Origin of the sequence: Catellatospora sp. NPDC049133, from assembly GCF_040648455.1 — a bacterium.
Taxonomy (GTDB): domain Bacteria; phylum Actinomycetota; class Actinomycetes; order Mycobacteriales; family Micromonosporaceae; genus Catellatospora; species Catellatospora aurea.
The window spans coordinates 147,887-172,178 of the sequence record NZ_JBEZDT010000009.1 but is presented as its reverse complement, the minus strand read 5'-3'; the positions used below and the strand labels follow the sequence as shown (position 1 = coordinate 172,178).

Here is a 24,292-nt window from a genome sequence, read left to right as displayed (position 1 = left end):
CCCGCCGTACGACCTCGCCCCGGGGTGTGAACCGTGGGTATGCACGTGCCCGAATGGGTGGGCAAGTTCTTCCTCGTGGTGACCGGCGAGTCGTGGCCGCAGGCCGACGAGGACCAGCTCTGGGCGCTGGCGAAGGTCTGGGCGGCGTTCGAGACCACGATGATCGCGGCCGAGGCGGAGATCGTCGAGATCAGCGGCGCGGTCGCGGGCGCGGGCTGGCAGGGCGACGCCGCGTCCGCCATGCGGGCGAAGCTGTCCGAGCTGGTCGACGGCGGCGCCCTGCACACGCTGGTGGAGGCGGGCGGCAAGCTGGGGCGGTTCGCCGACGGCGCGGGGACCAACGTCGAGTACACCAAGGCGTCGATCCTGGGTCAGCTGGCCATCCTCACGGCACAGATCGTCATGCTGCTGCCCTGGGTGTCGTTCCCGCCGACGTCGGCGTGGGCGTCGGGCTGGATCTCCGCGCTGATCACGTTCGGGCGGTACATGTCGCAGACGTTCTTCCGGCGTCTGATCGTGTCGATCGTGTTCGGCGTGGTGCTGCAGGTCGGTCTCGACGTCGCGATCCAGTTCACCCAGCTGTTCATCACGCACACCCGTACCCAGTGGGACACCAAGCGCACCGCCGGCGCGGCGCTGGCCGGGGCGATCGGCGGCGTGCTCGGGCCGATCCTGTTCGCCGGGTTCGGGAAGATCTTCGGGCAGAAGTTCGTCACCTCGATCGTCGGGTTCGCGGGCATCGGCGCGCTGCACGAGTGGAGCACCGAGCAGATCGCCGACCTGATCCTGACCGGACGCCGCGAGCAGAAGGAGAACGAGTGGGCGTCGGCGTCGGCGGGCGCGGTCGAAGGCGTCCTGGACTGGATCGGCCACCGGACCAAGGGCGGCGGCACCATGGCGGGCCTGGACGGCGACGTCGGCAACATCGACATCCCGGGGCTGGACGGCAACCCGATCGAGTTCGACGCCGGTCCGCACGGGTTCGACGGCCCGGCCGTCGTCGACGGCGACTTCACGTTCAAGGGCATCTTCCCCGACCCGAAGACGTTCATCGGCACCATCACCTTCGACGGCACCCTCACCCCGCCCGGCGGGCCGCCCCGCACCGGCACGTTCACCGGCACCGGCGGCTTCCAGGGCACCTTCGACGGGCTGTTCGACAAGGCCACGATCGGGGTGCGCGACCAGGTCATCGTCGGCGAGGTGCAGGGCAGCGGCCGCTTCGACGGCGACTTCCACCTGTCCGGCACGTTCACCCCGGCGCCGGGCAGCACGAGCACCCCGCCGGGCGATTCCGGCGCCGCGCCGCAGACCCGGCCGGCCACGACCGCCGCCACCCCGCCGCCGCAGCGGCCCGGATCCGTCCCGGCCGGCGGCCCCGTCGCACCGCAGGTGCGGACCATCACCGGCCCGACGGTCCCGCCGCCGCCGGTCGTGCAGGACCCGGCCACGCCGCCCGCGGTCACCCACGAGACGGCCACCGGCGCGGCCGTGCCGCCGGTGGTCGTCGAACACGACCACACCGGCATCGGCCTGGCCGAACCCCTGTCACCGGACACGACCGGCAGCTTCTCGACCACCACGTCCGAAACGAGCTCATTGTTCGACGGCAGCGCCGTCAGCGACACCGACAGCGACGGCGTCCGGACCGACCTGACCAGCCTCGACGGCGACAAGTCCGAGGCCGGGGCGAAGTTCGACGGGACGACGTTCGACACCACGCCGAAGTTCGACGCGACCCGCGACGTGCCCCTGCCGACCACGAAGGACGAGCTGCGGGCGCTGCTCGGGCTGCCGCCCGACCCGCTGTCGCCATACAGCCAGCTCCTGCACCCGGCCGTGACCACCCAGAATCCGTTCGTCTTCATGATGACCGCGCCCAGCGGTTTCGGCGGCCCGCCCAGCGGCAGCCAGCCGAGCCGTCAGGGCACGCCGGAGTCCGATCCCGACGAGGACACGGACGGTCCGGTGCGGGTCGATCCCGAGGTCACCATCGGCAAACTCAAACCCGCCGACGCCGCACTGGTGATCAGGCGGGCCGAGGACCTGGTCCAGCAGTATCTGCCCGCCCCCGCCCCGCTGGACGGCCACCGCCCCGCGATCGCCGCGGTCGCGCAGGCGCTGCACCACAACCAGCCCGAGCGGGCCGCGGAGCTGGCCGTCGAGCTGGCCACCGAGCTCGGCACGAACCCGGCGACGACCACCCCGGCCGACACCCGGACCGGCGGTCCGGCACGCCTGGGCGAGCAGGGCTACCCCGAGACGGGCTGGCAGCTGGTCGGGGACGTGTTCATGCACGCCGTCGACGGCGTCGTGCTCGCCCTCGACGGACAGCTGTCGGCGCTCGACCCGGAATTGCGCGGTCTGCGCGGCGACACCGCCATCCTCACCCGCGTCACCGAGGACGGGCTGGTCTTCCTCACCGACGACGGCACCACCCACCAGGTGCCCACGCCGTGGCACGAGCCGGAGCCGTACCGCCTCGACCGCGGCCCGCAGGGCGTCGACCTCGACGCGATCGACCTGCCCTCAGCCCACCTGCTGCGCCCGGTCGCGGCGGGCATCGCGCTCTACCGGGCCGACGAGACCCGGGCGGCGCGGATGGACGCCGAATTCGCTCCCGCGGCCCCCAACCGCACCACCCTGGTCGTCGGGCCGGGCGTCACGCCCGACGCGGTGGCCCGGACCATTGCCGCGCTGCCGCCCTCGCTCACCGACCGGATGGTCGTCCGCTACACCACCGGCGTGGGAATGACCACCGACCAGGCGGTACGGCTGGCCACGACCGTGCTCGGGGGCCGCCGCGGACCGCTGGTGCTGCCGGCGTCGATGCTGCCCGGCCGCCGCGACGCCACCGACCGCGTCGTGCCGCTCGACGCCCGGCAGCGGCCCACGTTCGCGGAGTTCGCCACCGAGTTCCTCGTCTACCCGGCGGACCGGCCGCCGCCCACGCAGCGCCCGCCGCAGGGCATGCGCACCGGGGACCGGGTGTGGCGGTACCGGCTGGTCGACGGCTGGGTCGCCGAGCAGACCACCGACGGCGTATGGGTACGCCCCGAGCACCTGCCGCCGGGCATCACCAGGCCGCGCCTGCCCGCCGAACGAGCACCCGGCGGGGTGCCGCAGCTGACCGTCGGGCTGCCCGGCACGACCGTGCCCGACGCGGTCCGCGAGCGGGTCACCACGCTGCTGGCGGCACTGCCGCCGGCGGCCCGCCCGGACGTGCTCGCCCACGGGATGCCCGGCTGGCAGCTGTGGCTGACCGACACCACGGTCCAGCCCGCGGGTCCCGCCCGCGCGGTGCGGGTGCCCGGCGGGGTGTTCCTGACCGCCACCGGCGACCCGGCCGTGGCCGACGTGCGGCAGCAACTGGCCGGGCTGCCCCGGGCCGCCAACGTGCTGCGGCTGATCCCCGACCCGGCCTTCGCCGACCCCGACACCCTCACCGATTACGTGCAGGGCCTGCCGCCGCAGGTGCGCCAGCACGTCGTGCTCGACCTGCGGGTGGCCCGGCCCGGCCACACGTTCGCCGACGCGCAGGCGCTGGCCACGGCCGTGGGCGTGCCCGTGCGGGTGGACGCCGCACTGCTGGGCGGCACCCGGCCCGACCCTTCCACGACCGTGCCGGTCGGGCCCGACGGACGGCTCGCCTTCGCGCCGTACGCCGCGTACTTCGACGTCCGCCGGCCCGGCGGGCCGATGCCGAACCGGACCGTGCCGGGGAACCTGCCGCCCGCGAGCGACCCGGACACGTACACCCTCGCCGACGGCTGGGTGCTGCAGGTGCTGCCCGGCGGCCTGTGGGCCCGCCCCGCCGACCTCATCGGCGCGCCCGCCACCGACGTCACCACCCGCTACGCCGCACCCGGCGGGGTACGCCTCGCCGTCGGTGTGCCCGGCATGCCCGTTCCGCAGGCCGTCACCGACCAGCTGGCGACCATCACCGGGCAGCTGCCCCGCGACCAGCGGTCCCGGCTCTCCGTCGAGCTGCTCCAGCAGGACCAGGACACCCGCTCCGGGCTCGCGGTCACCCCGCCCGCGCGCACGCCATCGCCCGTGCCCTCGACCACACCATCCACGACCGCCTCTCGTTCCCCGGCCCTGCCGCCGCCACCGGTGACGCGGCCGCCGCGCACGGAACCCGGACGGCAGGTCTTCCAGTACGACACCTCGACCGGACGCCTGAACCTGGTCACCCTCGCCGCGCGCAGCGCGCCCGCCTTCCCCGGCACCGGCCACCGCCTCGGCGGCGGTCCGGTCACGACGACCGGGCAGGACCTCACCGGCACCGCTCCGGCGGCACCGGGCACCACGGGGTCCGCCACCCCGACCACGCCGCAGGACACCGGGCCGCGCCCGCCCGACCGCTTCACCTACTTCGAACTCGACCCGGTCACCCTGGAGGCCACCCAGGTCCACCTCGACCCGGTCGAGGTCGTGCACGCCACGCGGCCGGCCTCGGGCCCGGACACCGGCCGTGCCTCCGTCGGCGAACGGGTGCTCGTCCACGACGGAGCGACCGGCCGCTGGACCGTGATCACCGTCGATCGGGACTCCGGGCTGCCGCTGCCCACGACGGACGCCGGTCCGGGCCGGCAGCTGCTGCGCCGCGATGCCCAAGGCGGCGTCGCCCTGGTGACGTTCACCCACGCGCCCGAGTTCAGCGCCGAACCGGACGGCAACACCTACCGCCGGGTCGACGAGGACGGCTCCACCTGGCATGAAGGCAGCCCGGTCGGCGACGTCACGGTGCAGCCGCTCGGCGGTGACGGCATCCGCACCGCGGTGCTCGCCCACGACACCGACACCGGCCTCTACCGGGTCGTCCCCGCCAAGAGCCCCGACCCGTCCACCATGCCGGCATTCACCGTCAAGGCGCCAGGCGCGGCGCCGCAACCCGTGGTGACCCGGCCTGACCCGCAGCCGCCGTCGCAGGTTTCCTACTTCCGTTTCGACCCCGGCCGCCCGGCCGACGCCGACCCCGACACGACCGGTGCCGGACCGTCCCTGTCGGCGCTGCCGGTGCGCGGTGACCACCTGGACGTCGTGGAGGTGGACCTCGGCGACGGCAACGTGCGGGTCGCCACGTTCGCGCCCGTCACTGAACGTGAGGAGCAGCTCGCCCTCACCGAGGACGGGACGCACCTGACCACCCCGCAGCGCATCGACCTCGACGCGCTCACCCACGACCCGCAGACCGGGCAGCTCATCATGCGTGAGACGCTGACCGACGGCGGCTCGGGTGGGTCATCCGGCGGGCGGCCCGGCGGTGGCCGCCCCGGGGGCACCCGGCCCGGCGGCGCGAACCAGACCGCCGCCCGGCCGAACGACGGCTCGCGGACCCAGGTGCAGCGCGACACCGTCCTGACGCGCGAGCAGCATCCGCCGCCCGTGACGCTGCCGCGCGACGACACCCGCGAACGCAGGGACGACGCGGCGCTCGACGACCTCGGCCCGCTGACCCCTGGCGAGCAGCGGATCGTCGGGGACACCCGGACACCGGTGGCACAGCGTGTCAACATGATCCGCAACCAGCGGGTCTGGGCCCGCACCGAGGCCCGGGAGCTGGCCCAGCTCCGGCAGCAGGCCCGGCTGCGGCCCGGCTCGGCGCTCAGCAGGGCCGAACGGCAGGCCGCCGTGGACGGCGCGTTGACCACGACGCTGACCGCCCCGCCCGCGGCGAACCTGTCGCCGCGCGAGCAGGTCGAGCTGGCCCTCACCGAGACCATCGCCGCAGGTGTGCAGGGGCGGCTCACCGCTACCGGGACGCAGGCCGCGGTGAACTCGGCGCTGCGCCGCCGCGGACTCGCACCGGTGACCCTCACCCCCGAGCAGCTGACCGCCGCGGCCACCGCCGGGCAGGCCAGGGTGGCGCTGCTCGTCGACCTGCAACAGCGGCTCGCCGGCGACGCCGCGGCCGAACTGACCGCGCAGGAGACCGCCGCGGTGCACGCCGCCATCAACGACCCCAGCCTGCCGGGCAGCCTGCCGCTGACCGCCGAGCAGCACCGCGACGCCGCGGGCGCCGAGGTCGCCACCCGCCTCGGCCGGATGGCCGAACTGGAGCGCAGGACCGCGGACCTGCCGACCGCCGACCCCGTCCCGACGCCGCCCCCGCCGCTCGGCGGGATGCTCGCACCGTCGGCGGGCTTCGCGGCCGTCGACGCCTTCCACGAGTTCCTGTACGCCCTGCGCGGTGTCCCGGCGACCTCGCTGCCCAGCACGCAGCGGGTATGGCAGCAGCTGACCGCACCCGCGCCGCAGACCGAAGGGACCGCCACCACCCCGGGACCGCTGAACCCGCCGTCCGCGCACCCGGCCGGCGACATCGGCCTGCCGCCGGTCACCACGAGCCTGCTCTGGCAGGCGCGGCCGGGCCACGAGGTGCTCACCCCGCAGGCCCACGCGCAGCTCGGCGAGCTCGGCCTGCACGCCGCGATCCCGCTGACCGCCGAGCACCCGTTCGCCGTCGTGGCCAACGCGGCCGCGTTCCACGGAGCCACCGGACTGCTGCCGGTGCTCGGCCGCCCGCCCGGCGACTGGATCCAGGCGATCACGGGCATGGTGCTCGCCGACGCCGCGCGCAACGGCGGCGCGATACCCACGCTGGGCCTGACCGACCCCGACGAGGTGGTCCTGGGTGAGGTCGTGGCGTGGCTCGCCGACGGACTGCCGCTGCAGCGGATGCCCGCCGCGCTGTCCGGCCGCCCCCGGGACCACATCGTGCTGGACCTGATGGGCCACCTGCTCGGCAGGCCCGTCGAACTCGTCGGGGCCGACGGTGGCCGGACCCCGTTCGGGCCGCCGGCCGCGGACGGCACCCGGCCCGTCGTGGTCGTCGAGGACCGCGGCGGCGACCTGCTGGCCACGGTGCCGTTCGACGCGGCACCGGCCGTGTTCGCCGCCAACGGCGGCTCCCGGCTGCTCGAACCGGGCGTGCCCGGTGGCCTGTTCGCCGACGAGCTGGCGTTCACCGACCTCGACCACGTGCTGCGTGACCTCGCCGGCCGGCCGGATCCGCTGCTGCCGCCGTCCACGCAGCTGTCCGACCGGTTGCGCGACGTGCTGCTGCCCGGTCGGCAGGCCGCGATCGGCCCGGGTATGGCACCGATGCTGCAGACCGTGCGCGACGTGGTCATGCAACTGCCGCCACCGGTGCGCGACCCGGCCGTCGCGCCGCCGCAGTGGACGCCCGCCCCGCCGACGGCGGACCCGACCAGCCCGGACGCCCTGTCGGACCGGCAGCAGCAGGCGCTGGCCGACCTGGGGCTCGCCGCCGTGGCGAACCAGGCGGGACCGTCGTCGTTCTTCGAGGCGCTGCGACAACAGGGCGCGTACGGTGACGGCCGGCTGGCGGGGCTCGTGCGGGTCGACCCGGACCGGCTGCGGTCGGCGTTCGCCGGGCTGCTGCTGGCCGACCTCGCCACCAGCGGTAACGCCTGGCCGCTGATGAACGCCGATCCGTCCGGGCTGCGTGAGCGGATCGACCTGCTGGTGTCCTGGGTGGAGCAGCTGGGCACGGTCGGCCAGGCCCCGCCGCCGCTGGTCGCCGAGGGCCTGGTCAACAGCCTCGCCGAGCTGTTCGGCGTGCGCGTGGTGCTGGTGCAGCCCGCCGCCGTGCAGGAGTTCGTCCCCACCGGGACGGACCCCGCGTCGCTGCCCACCGTGCACCTGGTCGTGACCGCGAGCGGTCACACCATGGCGACGGTGCCGGTGTCCCCGGACCTGTCGGGCAAGGTAGTTCGACCGGCCCCCGCCAAGGTCGAGCCGACTTCGCCGGACCCGGCCACGGTCGCGCCGGTTCCGGTGGTTCCGGTGGTTCCACTGGTTCCACTGGTTCCACTGGTTCCGCCGGTTCCGGACACCGACGAGACCACAGCGAGCGCAGCGGTGCCGCTGCCGCCCACGCCACAGCTGACCTCGCCGCAATTGCCGCCCTCCCCGCAGTTGCCTCCTACGCCGCCTCTGCCGCCCACACCGCCGCGGATTCCGACGCCGCCCCCGTACCGCGTGCCGTCCACACCGCCGCCGGTCCCGTTCCGCGCGCCGTCGCTGCCGCCGCACCTTCCGTTCCAGGCGCCTTCCCCGCCGCCGTCGCCGGTGCCGTTTCCGGCGTCGCTGCCTGACCTCGACGTGCCGCTGCCGGTCCTGGAGCCGGACTCGACCGTCCCGGATCCGCTGACTCCGGTCCCGCCGCCGGTTCCGCAGGTGCCGCCCGCGTCGGGTCCGGACGGGCTGACCCCCGACGACAAGATCGCCTCGACGTCGGACCTGAAGGGAAAACAGCCCGAGACCCTCCCGCCGCCGCCGGCCCCGGACCCGGTGGTCACCGCGCCGCCGCTGACGGTCACCCCGGTCGCGGTGGACCCGCTGACGCACCCGATCGGCATCCCCCGCGCGGGCCTGCCGCTGATGGCCGACCTGGTCCGGTCACTGCAGGAGACGATGGCGCGGGCCGGCGTCGAGGTCCCCGCCGCGCAGTGGACCGCACTGCCGCAGCTGCTGCTGTCCAACTACCGCTACGTGGTCAGCCCGAGCGGGTACCCGGTGGTGCTCGGCGGGGCCGAGGTGCTGGTCAGGCTGACACTGGGCCAGGCGAGCCGGCTGGGTAACCCGGCCGGCTCCTACGACCGGCCCGCTCAGGGCACCTCCACCGACACCCTGGCCGACCGGGCCCCGGACAAGGGCCGCTACCACGCCAACCAGGCCACCAACGGCGTGTTCCAGACCGGCGCCCACTCGCAGGGGCAGTCCGGGCAGGCCGGGGCGTTGCGGCTGACGCTGGCCGCGGGCTTCGCCCTCGGGCTGGACCCGGTCGTGCTGCAGGTGGCCAAGCTGGGCTTCTCGATCTCGGGTGCGGCCAACATCACCACGCGCAGCACCGGGTACATCAAGGACGCCGAGGGCGGCCATGTCGAGGACACCCGGGCCGACTCCACGCTGCTCGCCCTCGAACCCGGGTGGAGCTTCCAGGTACGCACCGACCCCGCGCAGGCATGGGGGCAGACCGGTGTCCACAACGTCGCCAGCACGTCGGCCGAGCAGCTGATCCTCGCCGTCGCCGACCACAACCTGGCGACCGCGGGCCCGCAGGTGCAGGCGGCCCCGCCGCCGGTGGGCAGCCCGCAGCGGGCGGAGTTCGACCGGAACCTCACGCGGATTCCGGCCACATACTTCGCCTCCGGCATCACCGGCCTGCCGGAACTCGCCGACACCATCATCAGCGACCTGCGCGCCGGCGGCCTGGCCATGGAGATCGGCGGTGACACCCGCAAGGAGCTGCTGCAGAAGCTGTCCAACCTCGACGCCCACCTGGACACCGCGGTCAACGACCCCGACGGCTACCACTTCACGCTGCACGAGCGCGGGCGGGTGGTGGCCGACGTCGCCGTGCATGCCCAGCGGCTGGCCGACGGCACGGTGCGGGTCGGCAGCACCAGCGACAAGGCCCACGTCGAGAAGATCGCCACGGCTATCGCGGGCAACAGCGGCGGCCAGTCCATGCGCAACTCCAGCAGCATCAAGGGCACCTTCGACGTCGACCTGGTGCCGCTGCCGTGGCTGTCCCTGGGCCCGGGCCTGTACGCGGGCTTCAACTGGCACAACTTCGACAGCGCGAGCGCGGGCCGGGCCGGGCTGTGGGTGCACGTGGCGCGCTACACCGGCTTCACCGGCGGATACCACGTAGGATTCCAGTTCCGGGCCAGGGTCGCGGTGCGCGCCAACCCCGACGCCGTGGCGGTGCCGACGCCGTGGGTGCCCGGCAGCGCGCTGCTGCGTATCCCCGAGCCCGACGCGTTCACGCACGGCTTCACGGTCGATCAGGCGGCGTTGCCGCAGGCGCTTCAGGACCAGCTGACGGCCGCCGCCGCGGCCGCTGCCGCCGGCACCGGGCCGGCCGTGCCCGCGGTGCCCAGTGTGCCGATGCAGCCGGGGCTGCTGCGCAACACCGGCCACATGCCGAACGCGCCCCGCGCGGTGGCGCTGCCGCGGCACGTGCTCGACGGGCACGGCATCGGGCAGGGGCTCGTCCGGGTCGACCCGTCAGCCGTCGACGAGCTGCGCGGCTTCCTGCTGCCGGAGCTGCGTGAGCGCGGCTTCCTGCCGCCGGACGCCGCCCGCCCGTTCCACACCGGCGACCAGAACGTCGAGTGGACCCGCAAGGCCGGACTGGACAGCCAGCTCGACAACCTCGAACTGGTGGACAAGATGGTCTCCGGCAACGGCCTGGACTCGCACTACAACAGCCTGCACCAGGACGGGGTCACCTTCACCCTGCGCCACCGCGACAAGCGCGGCCACGTGCGCAGCGCGCGGGTCACCCTGAGCGCCCAGCAGTACGCGGGGGCGACGAAACCCGACGGGACGTCGGTCCATTTCATCCGCCGCACCGACGAGTACCACATGGTCAACCTCGGCATGGGTATGGACAACGCCGGCCAGGGCGTGGGCGGCGGCCGCGACTTCGTGATCGGCGCCAAGGTCAGCGGCGGTATCAAGGACATCCCGCTCGGCCAGTTCCTGCGCGGCGGGGTCGAAGGCAAGGTCGGCAAGGAGTTCTGGACCCGCACGGGCCTGCTGTCCAACCGCCCCGAGCTGCTGGAATACCCCGGGCAGCTGGACGAGTTCCGGCTGCCCAGCCGCTTCCGGGTCACCGTGGAGTACGACGACGGCACCCCGGAGTTCACGCCGACCCCGCGCCGGGACCACTTGGCGACGGTGCACCTGCCGCCCGCGTTCAACTCGCCGACCATGGCCCTCGGGGCGGCCCAGCCCACCGACGCGGGCGTGCTGGACCAGGCCGTGATCTCCTACTTCGACACCACCGGGGTGCTGCCGGCGATGCGCGAGCTGCAGCCCCGGCTGACCGGCCCCGGTCAGGCCACCGACGAGGAGGTGTCCAACTTCGGCGGCACCATCAGCCTGGGCGCGCACGCCAAGGAGATCATGCAGCACCTGTACACGACCGACACGCTGTTCAAGGCCCACCTGGTCGCCGACGAGCACGGCGGCCTGGCCGTGTCCGGCACCATGGGCGACAGCACCTTCGTCGGCGCCACCGCCGACAAGTACGTGCTGGGCCTGATCAAGCTGCAGCTGTCCGAGGCCTCCACGAGTGCGAGCAGCAGCCACTCCGTCAACGTGGAGAAGATCGCGTTCGGCGTCGGCGGCGACCCCAAGGCCGACGGGCTCACCAACGTCGGGCCGGAGTTCGCGGCAAGTCAGAGCTGGGGCTGGACGAAGTCGGAGAACCACGGACGCACGGGTGCCAAGGAGTTCCTCGACCTCGACTTCCACCGCGCGTACGCCTTCGAGACCTGGGTCGACCTCACCGTGCGCGCCTCGTACGAGCGCCAGGGAAAGATCGTTTTCGTGGCGGGCGGCAACGTTCCCGTCATCGGCGCCAGGGCCAACACCGACACCAGGAACGTCAACCACCGTCGGATGATCTACCTGTTGTCCGAGCCCGAGGCGCTGGCCCGCTACGGCGAGAACCGGGTGCCGCTCAACGACGCCCAGCTGCTCGACGCGATGACCCGGTGGCAGCGGGGCCAGCTGGTGCTGCCCGGCGACACCGTGGCCGCCGTGCTGACCCGCTGGCAGCGCGAGAGCACCGCCGCGGCCCAGCCCGCCCCGGCCGCGGCCCCCGTCGCCCCTGCCGCCGCCCCGGCCCCTGCGCCCGCGGTCCCGGCCCCCGGTGACGTGCGCCGCCGCGCGTTCGCGCTGGACCTGCGGACCCGGCACAACACGCTGCAGACCCCCGTCGTCGACCAGGACGTGCGCGACGCGTTCGCCACCCGCTTCGACCTCACCGCGGACGTGAACCTGCAACTGCGTGACCCGGCCGACGCGTTCGCCAACGTCGGGGTGCCCGAGTACCTGACCCGCCCCGGCCCGCGCGCCCTCGGCCATGCCGCGGTCGCCGACGCGACCCTCGACCCCACTCCCGACGGCCGCCAGACCGACGTCTTCACCACCGTGTTCGAGGCCATCGAACGCGCCGCCCCGGGTCTGCTCGGCCGGCGTCCCGAGGTGTGGACCGACAACGGGCGCAACATCGGCCGGCTGCAGGGCGGCATCGACGCCCTGCAGGGCATGCTCGCCGGCGGCCGTGATCACGCCCTCTACGAGGACATGATGCACACCGAGGGGGTGTGGCTCTACCTGGTCAACCCGGTGGGCTGGGCCACCGCCGACGTGGTGGCGGTCAACCTGCGCTTCGAGATCGACGGCCCGCCGCAGGTGCGCTCGTTCATCGCCGAGTCCGGGGTGGAGAACTACGGGCACGGCTACGTCCAGCACAGCAGCGGCGCCAGCCGCTCCGGCTCGCGGTCGTACACGGTGGGCAAGGTCGGCTTCAGCGGCGACCACGGCACCTCGGGCGGCCCGTCGATCGGCCTGGCCGAGGGCAACAGCCGCCGCACCGGCATCGCGACCGTCGGCACGACCGAGCAGACCGTGTACGACTGGAGCGGCCACTACCGGGTGCGGTTCCCGTACACGCTCAGGGTCGACGTGGTCCGCCTCGACATGGTCGGCCGCATCCTCAACACGATCGCGATGCGCGCGTACCGCCTCATGGCCGGGCACCGCACCCCGGTCACCGCCGAACGGACCGGCACCGTCGAGCTGAAGGTGCCGCGCGGACTGGCCGAGACCCCGCCGATCGCCGGGCCGGCGCAGCTGCCCGACCTGACACCGGTGCCCCCGCTGCCCGGCGACGCCTACCTGACCGCCGTGCTGCTCGACGACGCCCTGCCCGTGGCCCGGCAGCTGCTGGCCCGTGCCCTGGGCAGCGGCGCCGACAGCGCCCGCTACCGGGGCAGCATCGCGCTGCCGGTGCTGCTGTCGCGCTCGCACCTGACCAACCACCTGCCCGAGGCGCTGCGGCCGGAGGGCTACCGCGTCGCCGAGGGCCTGTTCGTGCCCGGCCACTCCAGCGACCAGGTCGCCCTGGACATGCACGCCGAAGTGTTCGACATGGAGATCATCTCCGAGATCGTCGACGCCACCGGCACGGGCCGCTATGCCAAGCACCAGACCGGCACGACCGCCGGCATGTCCAGCGACGCGTGGGCGGCCACCCTCGACGGCGGCATCGGCCAGAAGGAACTCGTCAGCGTCAACGATCCCGCGCACGCCGACGAGGCCTGGGGCAAGAACATGGCCAACGAGGGCACCGGCGCCGCCCGCATGGCCCCCCGGGGCCAGAACGCCGCCGGCACCGGCAACTACCGGCGCGAGCAGCACCTCAAGCAGCAAGGCCCGGTCTACCTGGTGCGCATGCGGGCCCTGGCCACGTTCACCGCCCACCGCACGCACCAGAAGCTGTTCGGCCCCGCGATGCCGGCCGGCACGTTCCACAGCGACCCGGTGACCGGCGACGTCTACATGGAACTGTTCGTCGACGAGATGATCGAACTGCAGCGGCGGCTCGACGAGCGCAGAGCGGCGGCCGCGCCCGCCGACGACCCGGTGACGTGGACCCCGCTGCCGCCCTGGGCCCCCCGGGTCAACCTCGACCAGCAGCTGGCCGCCGCGGCCGACCGCGGGATGCCCGCCGACCAGGCCCCCGGCAACGTCGCTGGTGTGCTGCGCGACCAGCTCGGCCGCGACGCCCGCAACCTGGCCGACCTGGCGCGCCAGCCGAACCTCGGCGCCGACCGGCCCCGCGACACCAGGCCCGTCGTGCTCACCAGCAGCGCGGCCCACATCGCCCACGAGACCTACCGCGCGGTGCTGGACTGGTCCCGGCAGCACACGCTCGCCCAGCGTATGCAGACCGCCCTCGACGAGCTGCGCGCCGACCCCACCCGGCAGGCCGAAGCCGACCGGCTGGCGGCCCGCCTGGAGTCCTACCGGCAGTGGCTCGACGCGCCCGCCTTCCCCGTCGACCCGAGCGCCAACAACACCGCCCTGGTAGCGGAGTGGCGAACCCGCACCACCGAGGTCATCAACTGGGTCAACGCCACCCGGCCGGTGCCCGAGGGCCGCACCGCCGTCGGGCCGACCGCGCTCCCGCCGCGGGTCTCGGTGCTCGCGCTCAACCCGGTGCACACCACCCGCCAGCTGGCCCGCGAACTAGGGCGGGACATCCTGGTCGAGCACACCGCAGCCGACGGCGAGGTGATCCGGCACCGAAGCGACCCGACCGGCCGGGTGTACCGCACCGACGCCGACGGCCGCCCGGAGACGGCCGCCGTCGCCGCCACCCGCCTGCCCGAGGCGGTGCAACGCGACCTGGCGGCGAACCCGCTGCCGGCCGACGAACTGGCCGAGCTGTACCGCGACTCCTGGACCCTGCGGCAGACGTTCGAGCAGGCGGTACGCGAGCGGCTGCGCCACAACGCCCACGTCCGCGACGCGCAGCGGCGGATGGCCGAGCTGGAGGACACACACGGCGACGACAGAGTCCAGGCGCTCGCCGACCGGGCCGCGGAGATCGTGCGGTGGTGGACCCTCGGGCTGACCCCCACCGACGCCATCACCACCAGGTTCGGCCACGTCGACCCGAGCGCGCCCCTGTGGGATCAGGTCATGCAGGCGCTGAACGACCCCGCCCCGCTCATCGACGTCATGGAGGCGCTCGCCGACCACGGCCGGGCTGCCGCGATCCACACGGCGGCCGTGATCGGGCGCGGACTCAACCTCAACCTCGCCCCGCTGCCACCGGACCCCCGGCGTACGCAGCCTGCCGACCAGGGGTCCACGTCGGCCGGCCCGCCCATCCCGGTGGCGCCCCCGCCTCCGCCGCTCGCGGCCCCGCGGCCGCCGCTGAAGTTCACCCGGTCCGGCGCATCGCGCCCGGCGGTCCCGGCACCGCCGGGCGTGCCGTCGACGACCGCGTCGCTCGCCGCGGTGCCGCTGATCACGGTGACCTCGGCCGACACCCTGATCGAGACGTCGCCGCTCAGCCCGGCCGCACCCTCGGCACTTGGGCCGTCGCGGACCGGTCCGCTGGTCCCGACCCTGTCACTGACGCCGAGCCCGTCGCTCACCTCGGTGCCGTCACCGACACCCAGCACCCTGCTGTCCCCGAGCGTGACGCCGTCCCTCGACGCGTCGCCGAGCAGGCTGCTGCCGCTGAGCGCGCTGGTGTCGCCGAGCGTGCCGCCGTCGGTCGACGCGTCGCCGAGCACGCTGCTGCCCCCGAGCGCTGCGCCGACTCTGCCGGCCCCGCCGGTGGGCACGCTGCTCGGCGAGGACTCCCCGGCCGTTCCGGCCACGTCGTCCGGCTCGGCCACCACGCCGCTGATCCCGACGATCCTGCTGACCGTGCCCGCCCCGCCCGCGGTCGGCGCCTTCCGGCCGCTGGGCGAGCCGGACGGCCAAGGCCGCACCGGGCACACCTGGCATGCGGCGGCACAGCCGTCGGTGCTTGCGGTGCTGCCCCCGCAGGACACTCCAGCCGTACCCGCCGACTTGGCCGCGCAGGCCGCCGCGCTGGCTCCGCTCGCCGACACGACGGTCGTGCTCGGCGTGCCCGGGCTCGATCCGGCCGTGCTGATCGCGGCGGCCACCGACGCGGTGGTGAACCCGGCGGGCGGCGAACCCCGGGTCGTGCTCGTCGCGGCCGATCAGACCACCGGCGACCTGCGCGAGCAGATCCAGGAGCTGTCCGACCGCCAGCCGGAGACGATCTTCGTGGTGGCGGCGGGACCGTGGAGCGTCGACCGCGGCGTGCTGGTCGCCGGGAACGGCCAGACGTCCGTACGGTGGTCGGCGTACCTGTCGGGTGACCAGGTCGGCCCCGCCGACATCGCCGTCCGGATGGGGCCGAACTCGCTGCTGCGGGTGCGCGTCAACGCGGTCCGGCAGGTCCTGAACGAACTCGCCGCGTCGGTGCGGGCTCACGGCGGGGCCGACCCGCCGGTGCTGGAGCGGGCACTCGGCATCGAGATCGCCACGCTGCTCGACGACGCGACCCGGCTGATCACGCACGGGGGCGGCGGAGCCGCGCACACCATCGGCGAGATCGAGGCCAGGCTGGACGACCTGGTCACCCAGGCCGCGTCGCTCGACCAGGAGTGAATCACCCGGCCCCGGCCCGCGGGCCGGGGCCGGCGCGGCTCACGCCGCGAAGCGGTCCGGCGCGGCGCGCAGCCCCAGCCACACCGCGATGACCTCGGCCCGGTTGCGGGCGGACAGCTTGGCGTAGATGTGGTTGACGTGGTTCTTGACCGTCTTCTCGCTGATGTACAGGGTCTGGGCGATCTCCCGGTTGGTCCGGCCCAGCACGATGAGCTCCATCAGCTCGGCCTCGCGCCGCGACAGCCGGTGGTCGGCGGGCGGCGCGCCGGGCGCCGGTGGCGGCAGCGCCGAGTCGCGGAACGTGCCGACGATGCCGCTGAGCACCCCCGGTGACAGGTACGGCTGGCGGCGTGCGGTGGAGAGCACCGCGTCGACCAGGTCGTCGGCGGTGAACTGCCCGTGCACCAGGTAACTCGTCACGCCCAGCCGCAGCGCCTGCTGGACCTGGTGCGACTCGTCGGTGTCGGCGACGACCAGCACCGCGGCCGAGGCGGCCAGGCCGGACAGGCTCTGTTCCAGCCTGCGCTGGTGCGGGCCCACGCCGACGACGACCACGTCAGGGCTCAGCCGCCGTCCCCGGTGCAGCGAGTCCGGGTCGGCCCCGGCCTCGCCGACGACCGCGACCCGGGCGTGGGTCTCCAGAATGGAGCGCAGGCCGAGCCGCATCACCAGGTTGTCGTCGGCGACGAACACCCGGACCCGCAACGGGCCGCGGTCCGGCAGATCAGGCGCTTTCGGGACGGAGTACAGCGTCACGGTGGTCACCCCCTCGTTATCGGAGCTTCACACCTTCGTTGCCGGGCCGTGTCCGAGACATCGTTGATATCAGTGACATTCGCCCACCGGTAACGGCCGGTGGGCGAGGCCAGTTCTTTCGGCCGACCTAGGGATGCGACAACTTGTGACGATGATCGTCGGACGGGACCTGGAGGCGGCGCAGCTTCGCGATGTCGTGGCGAAGCTCGCGGGCGGCCACGGCGGTGTCGCGTGGCTCGAAGGCGAGCCGGGCATCGGCAAGTCGGCGCTGGTGGACGCGATGGCACGGGACGCCGAGGCGGTCGGCTGCCGGGTGCTGCGGGCCAGCGGCGACGAGCTGATGCGCGCGTTCCCACTGCGCATGATGGCCGACGCCCTCGACGTCAGCGCCGGTTCGGCCGATCCCGGACGGCAGCACATCGCGCGGCTGCTGCGCGGCGAACCGGTCGAGTCCGGCACGCTCGACCCGGTGCTCGCCGCCGGCGAGCGCATGCTGGCGCTGGTGGACCGGCTCTGCGCCGAGCAGCCGGTGCTGCTGGTGCTGGAGGACGTGCACTGGGCCGACGAGCCGAGTCTGCTGCTGTGCCACCGGCTCGGCCGCGCGGTCGACCAGATCCCGCTGCTGCTGGTGCTGACCAGCCGGCCGACCGCCCCGCGTACGACCGCCGCCCGGCTGCGCGGGCTGGTGCGGGAACGACCGGGCGTGCACCTCGACCTGGAACCGCTGACCGAGGCCGACACGGCCGCACTGGTCGCCCGCCTCGCCGGTGGCCCGCCCGGCCCCAGGCTGCGGGCAGAACTGGCCCGCGCCGGAGGAAACCCGCTCTACCTGCGGGAGATGGTCGAGGCGCTGGTACGCGACGAGGCACTGGTGACCGACGGGCCGGTTCGCGAACTGCGCCTGGACGTCACCACCACCGCGCCCTCGCTGGTCGCGGTGATCACCCGGCGGCTGGACTCGCTGAGCGAGGCGACGGTCGGCGCGCTGCGCCTGGCAGCCCTGCTGCGCCGCGAATTCGACGCGGGTCACTGGAGCGAGGTCAGCGGGCGGCCGATGACCGAACTCGCCGCGGCCACCGAGGAGGCCGTCGGCGCGGGCGTGCTCGCCGCGGCGGGGGAGCGGTTGACGTTCCGCCACGACGTGATCCGCCAGGTACTGGCCGACCAGCTGCCCATGGCGGTCCGGCACGGCCTGCACCGCCATGCCGCCCGCGCCCTGGCGCAGGTCGGGGCCGGGGTGGACGAGGTGTCGCCGCACCTGCTGGCGACCTCTGGGCCGGTCGACGGCTGGGCGCCGGCCTGGCTGGCCGGCCTGCCCGAAGCCATGCTGTACGCCGCCCCCGACGTCGCCGTCGAGCTGCTGGTCCGGGCGACCGCACCGCCCGTGCCCGCCGACGAACTGCACGAGGCCCTGCTGGCGCGGCTGGCACTGGCCCTGTTCTGGCTCGGCCGCGACGAGCAGGCCTGCCAGGTGGCAGAGCAGGTGCTGCACCGCACCACCGACCCGGCACGCCAGACGCGGCTGCGCATCCTGGCGATCCGCGCCGCCGGACGGATGCGCCGGTTCGAGCAGGCCCTGGCGCTGACCCGGCCCGCCACCGACCTGCCGCCGCAGTGGCGGGCGCGGCTGCAGGCGTGGCGGGCGATGATCCTGGCGTTCGTGGACCGGCTCGACGAGGCGGCGGCGGAGGCGAATGAAGCCCTGGACAGCGCACTGGCCTGCGGCGACTCGCTGGGCGTCGGATACGCGCACAACACCCTGGCCTACCTCGCCCCCGCGCCCGACCAGCTCTGCCACATCGACGCGGCGATCGCGGCCCTCGGCGACGACGTGGAGGCCACCGACCTGAAGATGTTGCTGACCGGCAACCGCTTGCACCGGCTGCTGGCCAACGGACGGCGGGCCGAACTCGAGGACTCGCTCGCCGAGGCGCTGGTGCGCGCCGAGCAGGTGGGCAGCATCCGCGCGGGGATCATGTTCGCCCAGGCGGCCGGCGCCTGCTACATGTACGGCCGCTGGGACGACGCCGTGATGTACGCCGACCGGCCCGACCAGGAACTGCTGGCCACACCCGCGCTGTCCTACCTGCACGCCATCGTGGCGCTCATCGCGATGCACCGCGAGGACCATGCGACCGCCACCGCCAGGCTGCACGCCGCGGGTTTCCTCGACCCGGACGCGCAGCCCCGATGGGTGAGCGCCTTCGGCGTCGTCGCCGAGGCCGTGGCCATGCACGCCGAGACCGGCGGCGACCCGGCCGCGGGTCTGGCGCTGCGCACCTCCTACCTCGACCTGCCACCGGGCCCGGCCCGCGCGTCCCGCAGCGACGAGGCGACCCAGCTGGTCCGCGCGGCGCTGGCACGCGGCGAGACGGCGATCGCCGCCGCGGCCGCCGCCGCCGTCCAAGCCGATCCCGACCCCGCCCCCGACCGCCTGCTGGCGATCCGCTGCTGCCGCGCCATGCTCGCCGGAGACGCCGCGGAACTGCTCGCCGTGGCGGACGAGTACGAGCGCTGGGGCTGGCCGCCCCACCGCGCGTTCGCGCTGGAGGAGGCGGCCGTACTGCTGGCCCGCAGGGCAGACCAGGCCGGGGCCCGCGCCCCCTTCACCGAGGCGCTGGGCACCTGGCTCGATCTCGGGGCGACCTGGGAGGCCCGGCGCGTCGAGGCCCGGCTGCGCCCCTTCGGAGTGCGCCGCGGCCCCCGCACCATCCGCCGCCGCCCCGCCCACGGCTGGGACGCGCTGACCCCCACCGAGCGCCACGTCGCCCGGCTCGTCGCCAAGGGCATGTCCAACCCGGACATCGCCGCGGAGCTGTTCGTCTCCCGCAACACAGTGCAGACCCACGTGTCGAGGGTGCTGAGCAAGCTGCAGATGCGCTCGCGGATCGAACTCATCCAGCAGGGACCCGCCAGCGACCGGTGAGCGGCGCGGACCCGGCCCGGTCAGCGCATCGTCCACTTCTGATTGTCGGCTCCCGTGCAGGTCCACAGCTGGGTGCCGGTGCCGTTGGCGGTGCCGTGGTCACGGACGTCCACGCACTTGTCGGCCTGCCGCCCGACCAGGTCGTGGGCCGTGTTCAGGGTGAACCGCTGGGCGCTGCCGCCGTTGCAGCGGGCCACCTGGATGACCGTGCCGTTGGCGGTCGAGGCCCACGCTGCGTCCAGGCAGAAGCCGCCGGTGCGGATGGTGCCGTCCGACTTGACCGTCCACTGCTGCTGGCTGGAGCCGTTGCAGCTCCACAGCTGCACCGGAGCGCCGTCGCGCGCGGCTGCCTGCAGGCACTTGCCGGAGTCGTGGCTGACGATCGGCCGGCCGCTCGGCGCGGGCGGCGGCGGGGACGGCTGCGTCACCGGCTTGGCCGACGCGGTGGGCTTCGGGACCACCGCGCCGCTGGTCGGCCGCGTCCCCGCGCCGGTCGGGCGGGGCTGTCCTGCGGTCGGGTCGCCGGTGGGCGTCGGCTGTCCCGGCAGGGAGGGATCTGGCGAGCTACCGGGTGAACCGGCGTCGGGCGAGGCGGTGGGGCTCGGGGTGCCGTCCGGCAGCGGCAGGCCGGGCAGGTCGAGTCCGTTGCCGGCGGCGGCGCGGGTCGGCACGGGGTCGGCCAGGACAGGCCCGTTGCCGGTTCCGGTCGCCGCCACCACGGCGGCCGCGGTGACGACGACCACGCCGAGGCCGGCGGCGAGGGCGAGCTTGGGATTCCAGGCGCCGGCCCTGCGGTCCGCGGGGTCGTCGTCCAACCCGGCCAGCAGGTACGGACGCGGTGCGCCGTCCGGCAGGTCGAGGGCGTCGTCGGCGTGTTCGTGCTGGGTCACGGGTCGTCCTCAGGCTCGGTGGATGGGGTCCGGCGCGCTCAGCGGCGGCGGGACGCGTCGGCGCGCAGGCTCTCCAGGACCTGCTCGTGGGACGGGGCGCCCGTCTCGGGTCCGGCGACTTCGCTGAGCAGCACCCGGCGTACGCCGTCGGGTCCGGTGGCGGTGTCGAGCACCTCGAACACGGTGCCCGGCGCGAACAGCACCTCGTCGCGGTCGGACAGCACCCCGGGACGCCGGCCGGTGAGCGAGTAGACGGTGTACTCGTCGTGGCGCTCGTCGGACGGAGCCTGCCCGCCGGCGCGCAGCAGGCCGGGGCTGATCAGGACGTCGCCGGTCCGGTGCGGGACCGGGTCGGCGGGGGCCCAGCCGCGCACCGGGCCCAGCGCGGTCGGCAGCCGGTTCAGGCCGCTGAGCAGGCAGGCGCGCAGCGCCGGTTCGGTGCCGGTCCGGCCCGGTCGCAGCGTCGCCGCGACGGCTACGAGGTCGGCCATGACGGCGTCGGTGGACTCGTCCACGCCCGGCCGGATGCCCGGCAGCCGCACCAGCAACTGAGTGACGTCGCGGGCGTGCACGTCGTACTGCGCGCCGAGGTGCTCGCGGACGCGCCGCTGCTCGTGGACGTTGCTGCGGCGGGGCGCGGGTGCGGGCACCGCGCCCGGCTGGCGGCGCAGCGGCGGCATGGGCGGCAACGCGGCCGACGCAGGGCCGGATGCCGACGTCGCCGACGCGGTCGCGCCGCGGGTCGCGGGGACGGCGGCGGAACTGCGATCGGTGCTCGGCGGGGTAGGCGAGGTCGGCGCGGGTTCGGTCGTCCGGTGCCGCAGCGGCGCGGGCGTCGCCGCCTCGGCCACCGCTGCGGGCTGTGCGGGTTGGGCCTGCTGCGGGGGTGCGGACACAGGCGAACGGGGCACTGCGGCGGCCGCGGCGGACAGGGTCGCGGGCGCGGGGACGGCGGCCGTGGCCGGCGGTGTCTGCGGGGCCGGGCGCACCTGGGGTGCGGACAGGATCGGCGGCACGGTCGGGGCGGCGGGCGCGGTCAGCGTGGCGGGTATCGCGGAACTCACCGGCGTGGCCGCGGCGGGCGCGACCGTGTCCTGGTCGGCGAGGCCGCGATCGTGCTGCCGGGCCGGTTCGTCGACCTGCTCGACGGCGGGCTCGGCGCGCTGTTCGAAGCGAAGGCTGCCGCGGATGTCGGCGGGCAGCCGCGCGGCCAGCAGGCGGGCCAGGTCGTGGGCCTCCGCGCCGGTCACGTCGACGAGGAAGGTGTCGCCGCTGCCGGCCGGGCGCAGGCGTACGTCGTCGCTGCCCGCGGCGTCGGCTTCGCGCAGCCAGTAGCCGGCGCGCACGACCTCGACGAGCCAGCGGTCGGTCACGTCCTCGACCGGGCGGCCCGTGGCCAGCCGACCGGAGGTGGGGCTGATCCAGGTCTCGATCCGGGGCACCGGGTCGTTGGTCAGGTAGGACATCGTCTGTGCGGCGGGCCGGGGACCGGCGCGCCCGGCGCCGTCCACGGGCACGTGGTAGGTCGTGCCCCGCGACCGCACCGGCAGCCCGGCGGTGCGCCCGACCGTGACGTGCAGGTCCGTGCTCAACCGTCCGGCGACCGTGTCGAGCAGCGGCCCCCAGGGGCCGTACGGCATCAGCACGAGCCGGCCGAGCGCGGTCAGCGGCAGGCGGCTGAGCCAGCGGTACACCCGGCGCGGTGACGGCGGCTCGCGGTCGGGCTGCCCGACCAGGACCACCACGTGCTCCCCGTCGACCTCGATCGCATACGCCGGATCGTCGGCGGGCAGCGGCCGCCGCTGCGGGCGGTGCAGCCAGAAGCCCGCGGGCAGCTCCTGCGCGACCAGGCCGTGCAGCCGACCGAACGGCTGCCTGGGCAGCGGGACCTGCCATTGCGGGGCCGGGTGGCGGGGCGAGTCGATGTCGCGGGGCCGGTCGCCCGGCCGGTGCAGCCGCCAGGAGTGGGCCCGGGGCCGCCGGACGACGAACAGCGAGCCCGGACCGACGAGCATGGTCGGTCCCAGCGGTGCCACGACGTCGACGCTGAGCCGGTCGGCCAGCTGCTGGGCGATCCGTCCCGCGCCCGGCGCGGAGCAGGCGAGCCGGATCGAGCCCGCTTTCGGCAGCTCCTCGCCGATCAGGCGGGCAACCGGCTCCGGGGCCAGCGTGGCGTCCCCGGCGAGCAGCACCGTGTGGCGGTCGCGTTCGGACGGCAGGGCCTCGACCAGGTTTCTCGGAAGCCGCTCGTCCACGCCGATCACCAGCGTGTGCCCGTACCAACGGGCCGTCAACTCGCTCATCGCAGGGGCCTCCTCGGCCGACATCCTCCCCCCGGCGGGTGGTCGCCGGGGAGGCCCAACAGGGGCCCAAACGGTGCGCCGCCGGGGCTCAGCTCGGCCGCGGCCGCGCCGAGGGGAACTCGTCCTCGTCGTGGCCCGCCGGGCTGTGCTCGACCAGCCGGTACCCGCGCTTCATCACGGTCTGGACCAGGTCGGCGCCCTGCAGCGCGCGGCGCAGCCGCGACACCGCCATCTCGATGGCGTGGTCGTCGGCGCCGGCCCAGAACGGCAACTGCCCGCGTACCTCGGCGGGGGACAGCACACGGTCGGGGTGACGGGCCAGCACCCGCAGCACGGCCATCGGCCCCTGCTGCAACGTGATCAGCTTGCCGTCGAGCAGGACGGCCTCACCGCGGATCTCGAAGGTGTGCCGGTCGGCTTCCAGGTGGTGCGCCCGCCGGACCAGCGCGTCGCGTACGGCGGCGGTGAGCTGCTCCGGGTAGGGGGCCGCGGCGAGCTGGACGGGGATGTTCAGCTCCCGCAGCGGCGCGGCGGTCAGCGGGCCGAGGCACACCGCGGCCACGTCGGAGGCCAGCGCCTGGCGCAGCTCGTCGAACTGGTCGCAGGTGCGGGCGTGCCACAGCAGGGCCCGGGTGGCCTCGGCGCTGGTCAGGGTGATCGCGTCGACGTGCCGGCGGACGATCTGGTTGACCAGGCGGCGCATGGTCTCCGGGTTGATGGAGGGCAGGACCTGGAAGGTCGGGACGGCCACCACCTCGTGTCCGGCTTCGGAGAGCATGTGGGCCAGCTCGTGCATGGCCGGGGTGTACAGCTGCAACGCGATCGTCTGGCCCGGGGGGAGCCGGTGGCGCAGGTGCATGACCAGGCCCTCGGTGGTGTTGTCCACCGCGGACGAGATGTCGGTGAAGCCCAGGGCCCGCAGCGCGTCGGCGCAGCGGGGGTTACTGGCCAGCAGCCTGGCGTGGCCGAACCTGGCCAGCAGCGGCACGTCCAGCCGCCAGCTGCGGGCGGCGGCCATCCAGTAGTTGAACTCGACCGCGGCAGTGACCACGAGGTGGTCGATGGGGCTAGTCAGGCAGGCCATGGTGGCCCGCTGGAGGGTCTCCTCCACCGGCTGGGCGAGCGTGCGCACGGATTGGACGCTGACCACCCGGGCGCCCTCGGCCGCCAGGTCGGCAGCCAGGGGATGCCGTCGCAGGTCGCTGATCACGGCCACGGCGAAACCCGCCAGGGCGCCGACGGACGGCGGCTCTGGCGGGCGTTGTCTGGCGCGTGGTGGCAACGGGACCCTTCCGGCGGGTTGGCGACACTCCTTAATACGCGTGGCACGGCGGCTCGGATTGGCCGCCCCACCGTTTTTTCGCAACGGGCCCGTCGCACCGGAT

6 protein-coding genes are annotated in these 24,292 nt (G+C 74.7%); 2 read left to right on the top strand and 4 right to left on the bottom strand.

Annotated elements, in window-relative coordinates:
• Positions 1-33 precede the first annotated feature (33 nt).
• Positions 34-16,032: a hypothetical protein gene (locus tag AB0B35_RS12745; protein WP_361044296.1), complete on the top strand. Its 15,999-nt coding sequence runs from the start codon at positions 34-36 to the stop codon at positions 16,030-16,032.
• 39 nt (positions 16,033-16,071) lie between these two features.
• Here AB0B35_RS12745 and AB0B35_RS12740 read toward each other — a convergent pair whose 3' ends face one another.
• The gene (locus AB0B35_RS12740; protein ID WP_361044293.1) at positions 16,072-16,788 is read right to left on the bottom strand and encodes a response regulator transcription factor; all 717 of its coding nucleotides are present in this window, start codon (positions 16,786-16,788) and stop codon (positions 16,072-16,074) included.
• A 151-nt stretch (positions 16,789-16,939) separates the two neighbouring features.
• Between AB0B35_RS12740 and AB0B35_RS12735 the strand changes: the two genes are divergently transcribed.
• Positions 16,940-19,714, top strand: coding sequence for an AAA family ATPase (locus AB0B35_RS12735; protein WP_361044291.1), 2,775 nt, complete (start codon positions 16,940-16,942; stop codon positions 19,712-19,714).
• A 20-nt stretch (positions 19,715-19,734) separates the two neighbouring features.
• On the opposite strand, the gene AB0B35_RS12730 is transcribed toward AB0B35_RS12735, so the two are convergent.
• The 3 genes from AB0B35_RS12730 to AB0B35_RS12720 all read right to left on the bottom strand — a co-directional run bounded on the left by AB0B35_RS12730 (position 19,735) and on the right by AB0B35_RS12720 (position 24,189).
• Positions 19,735-20,604, bottom strand: coding sequence for a ricin-type beta-trefoil lectin domain protein (locus tag AB0B35_RS12730; protein ID WP_361044288.1), 870 nt, complete (start codon positions 20,602-20,604; stop codon positions 19,735-19,737).
• 38 nt (positions 20,605-20,642) lie between these two features.
• The gene (locus tag AB0B35_RS12725) at positions 20,643-22,907 is read right to left on the bottom strand and encodes a hypothetical protein (RefSeq protein ID WP_361044286.1); all 2,265 of its coding nucleotides are present in this window, start codon (positions 22,905-22,907) and stop codon (positions 20,643-20,645) included.
• Between the two features lie 88 nt (positions 22,908-22,995).
• Positions 22,996-24,189: a uroporphyrinogen-III synthase gene (locus AB0B35_RS12720; protein WP_361044283.1), complete on the bottom strand. Its 1,194-nt coding sequence runs from the start codon at positions 24,187-24,189 to the stop codon at positions 22,996-22,998.
• Between the last annotated feature and the right edge of the window lie 103 nt (positions 24,190-24,292).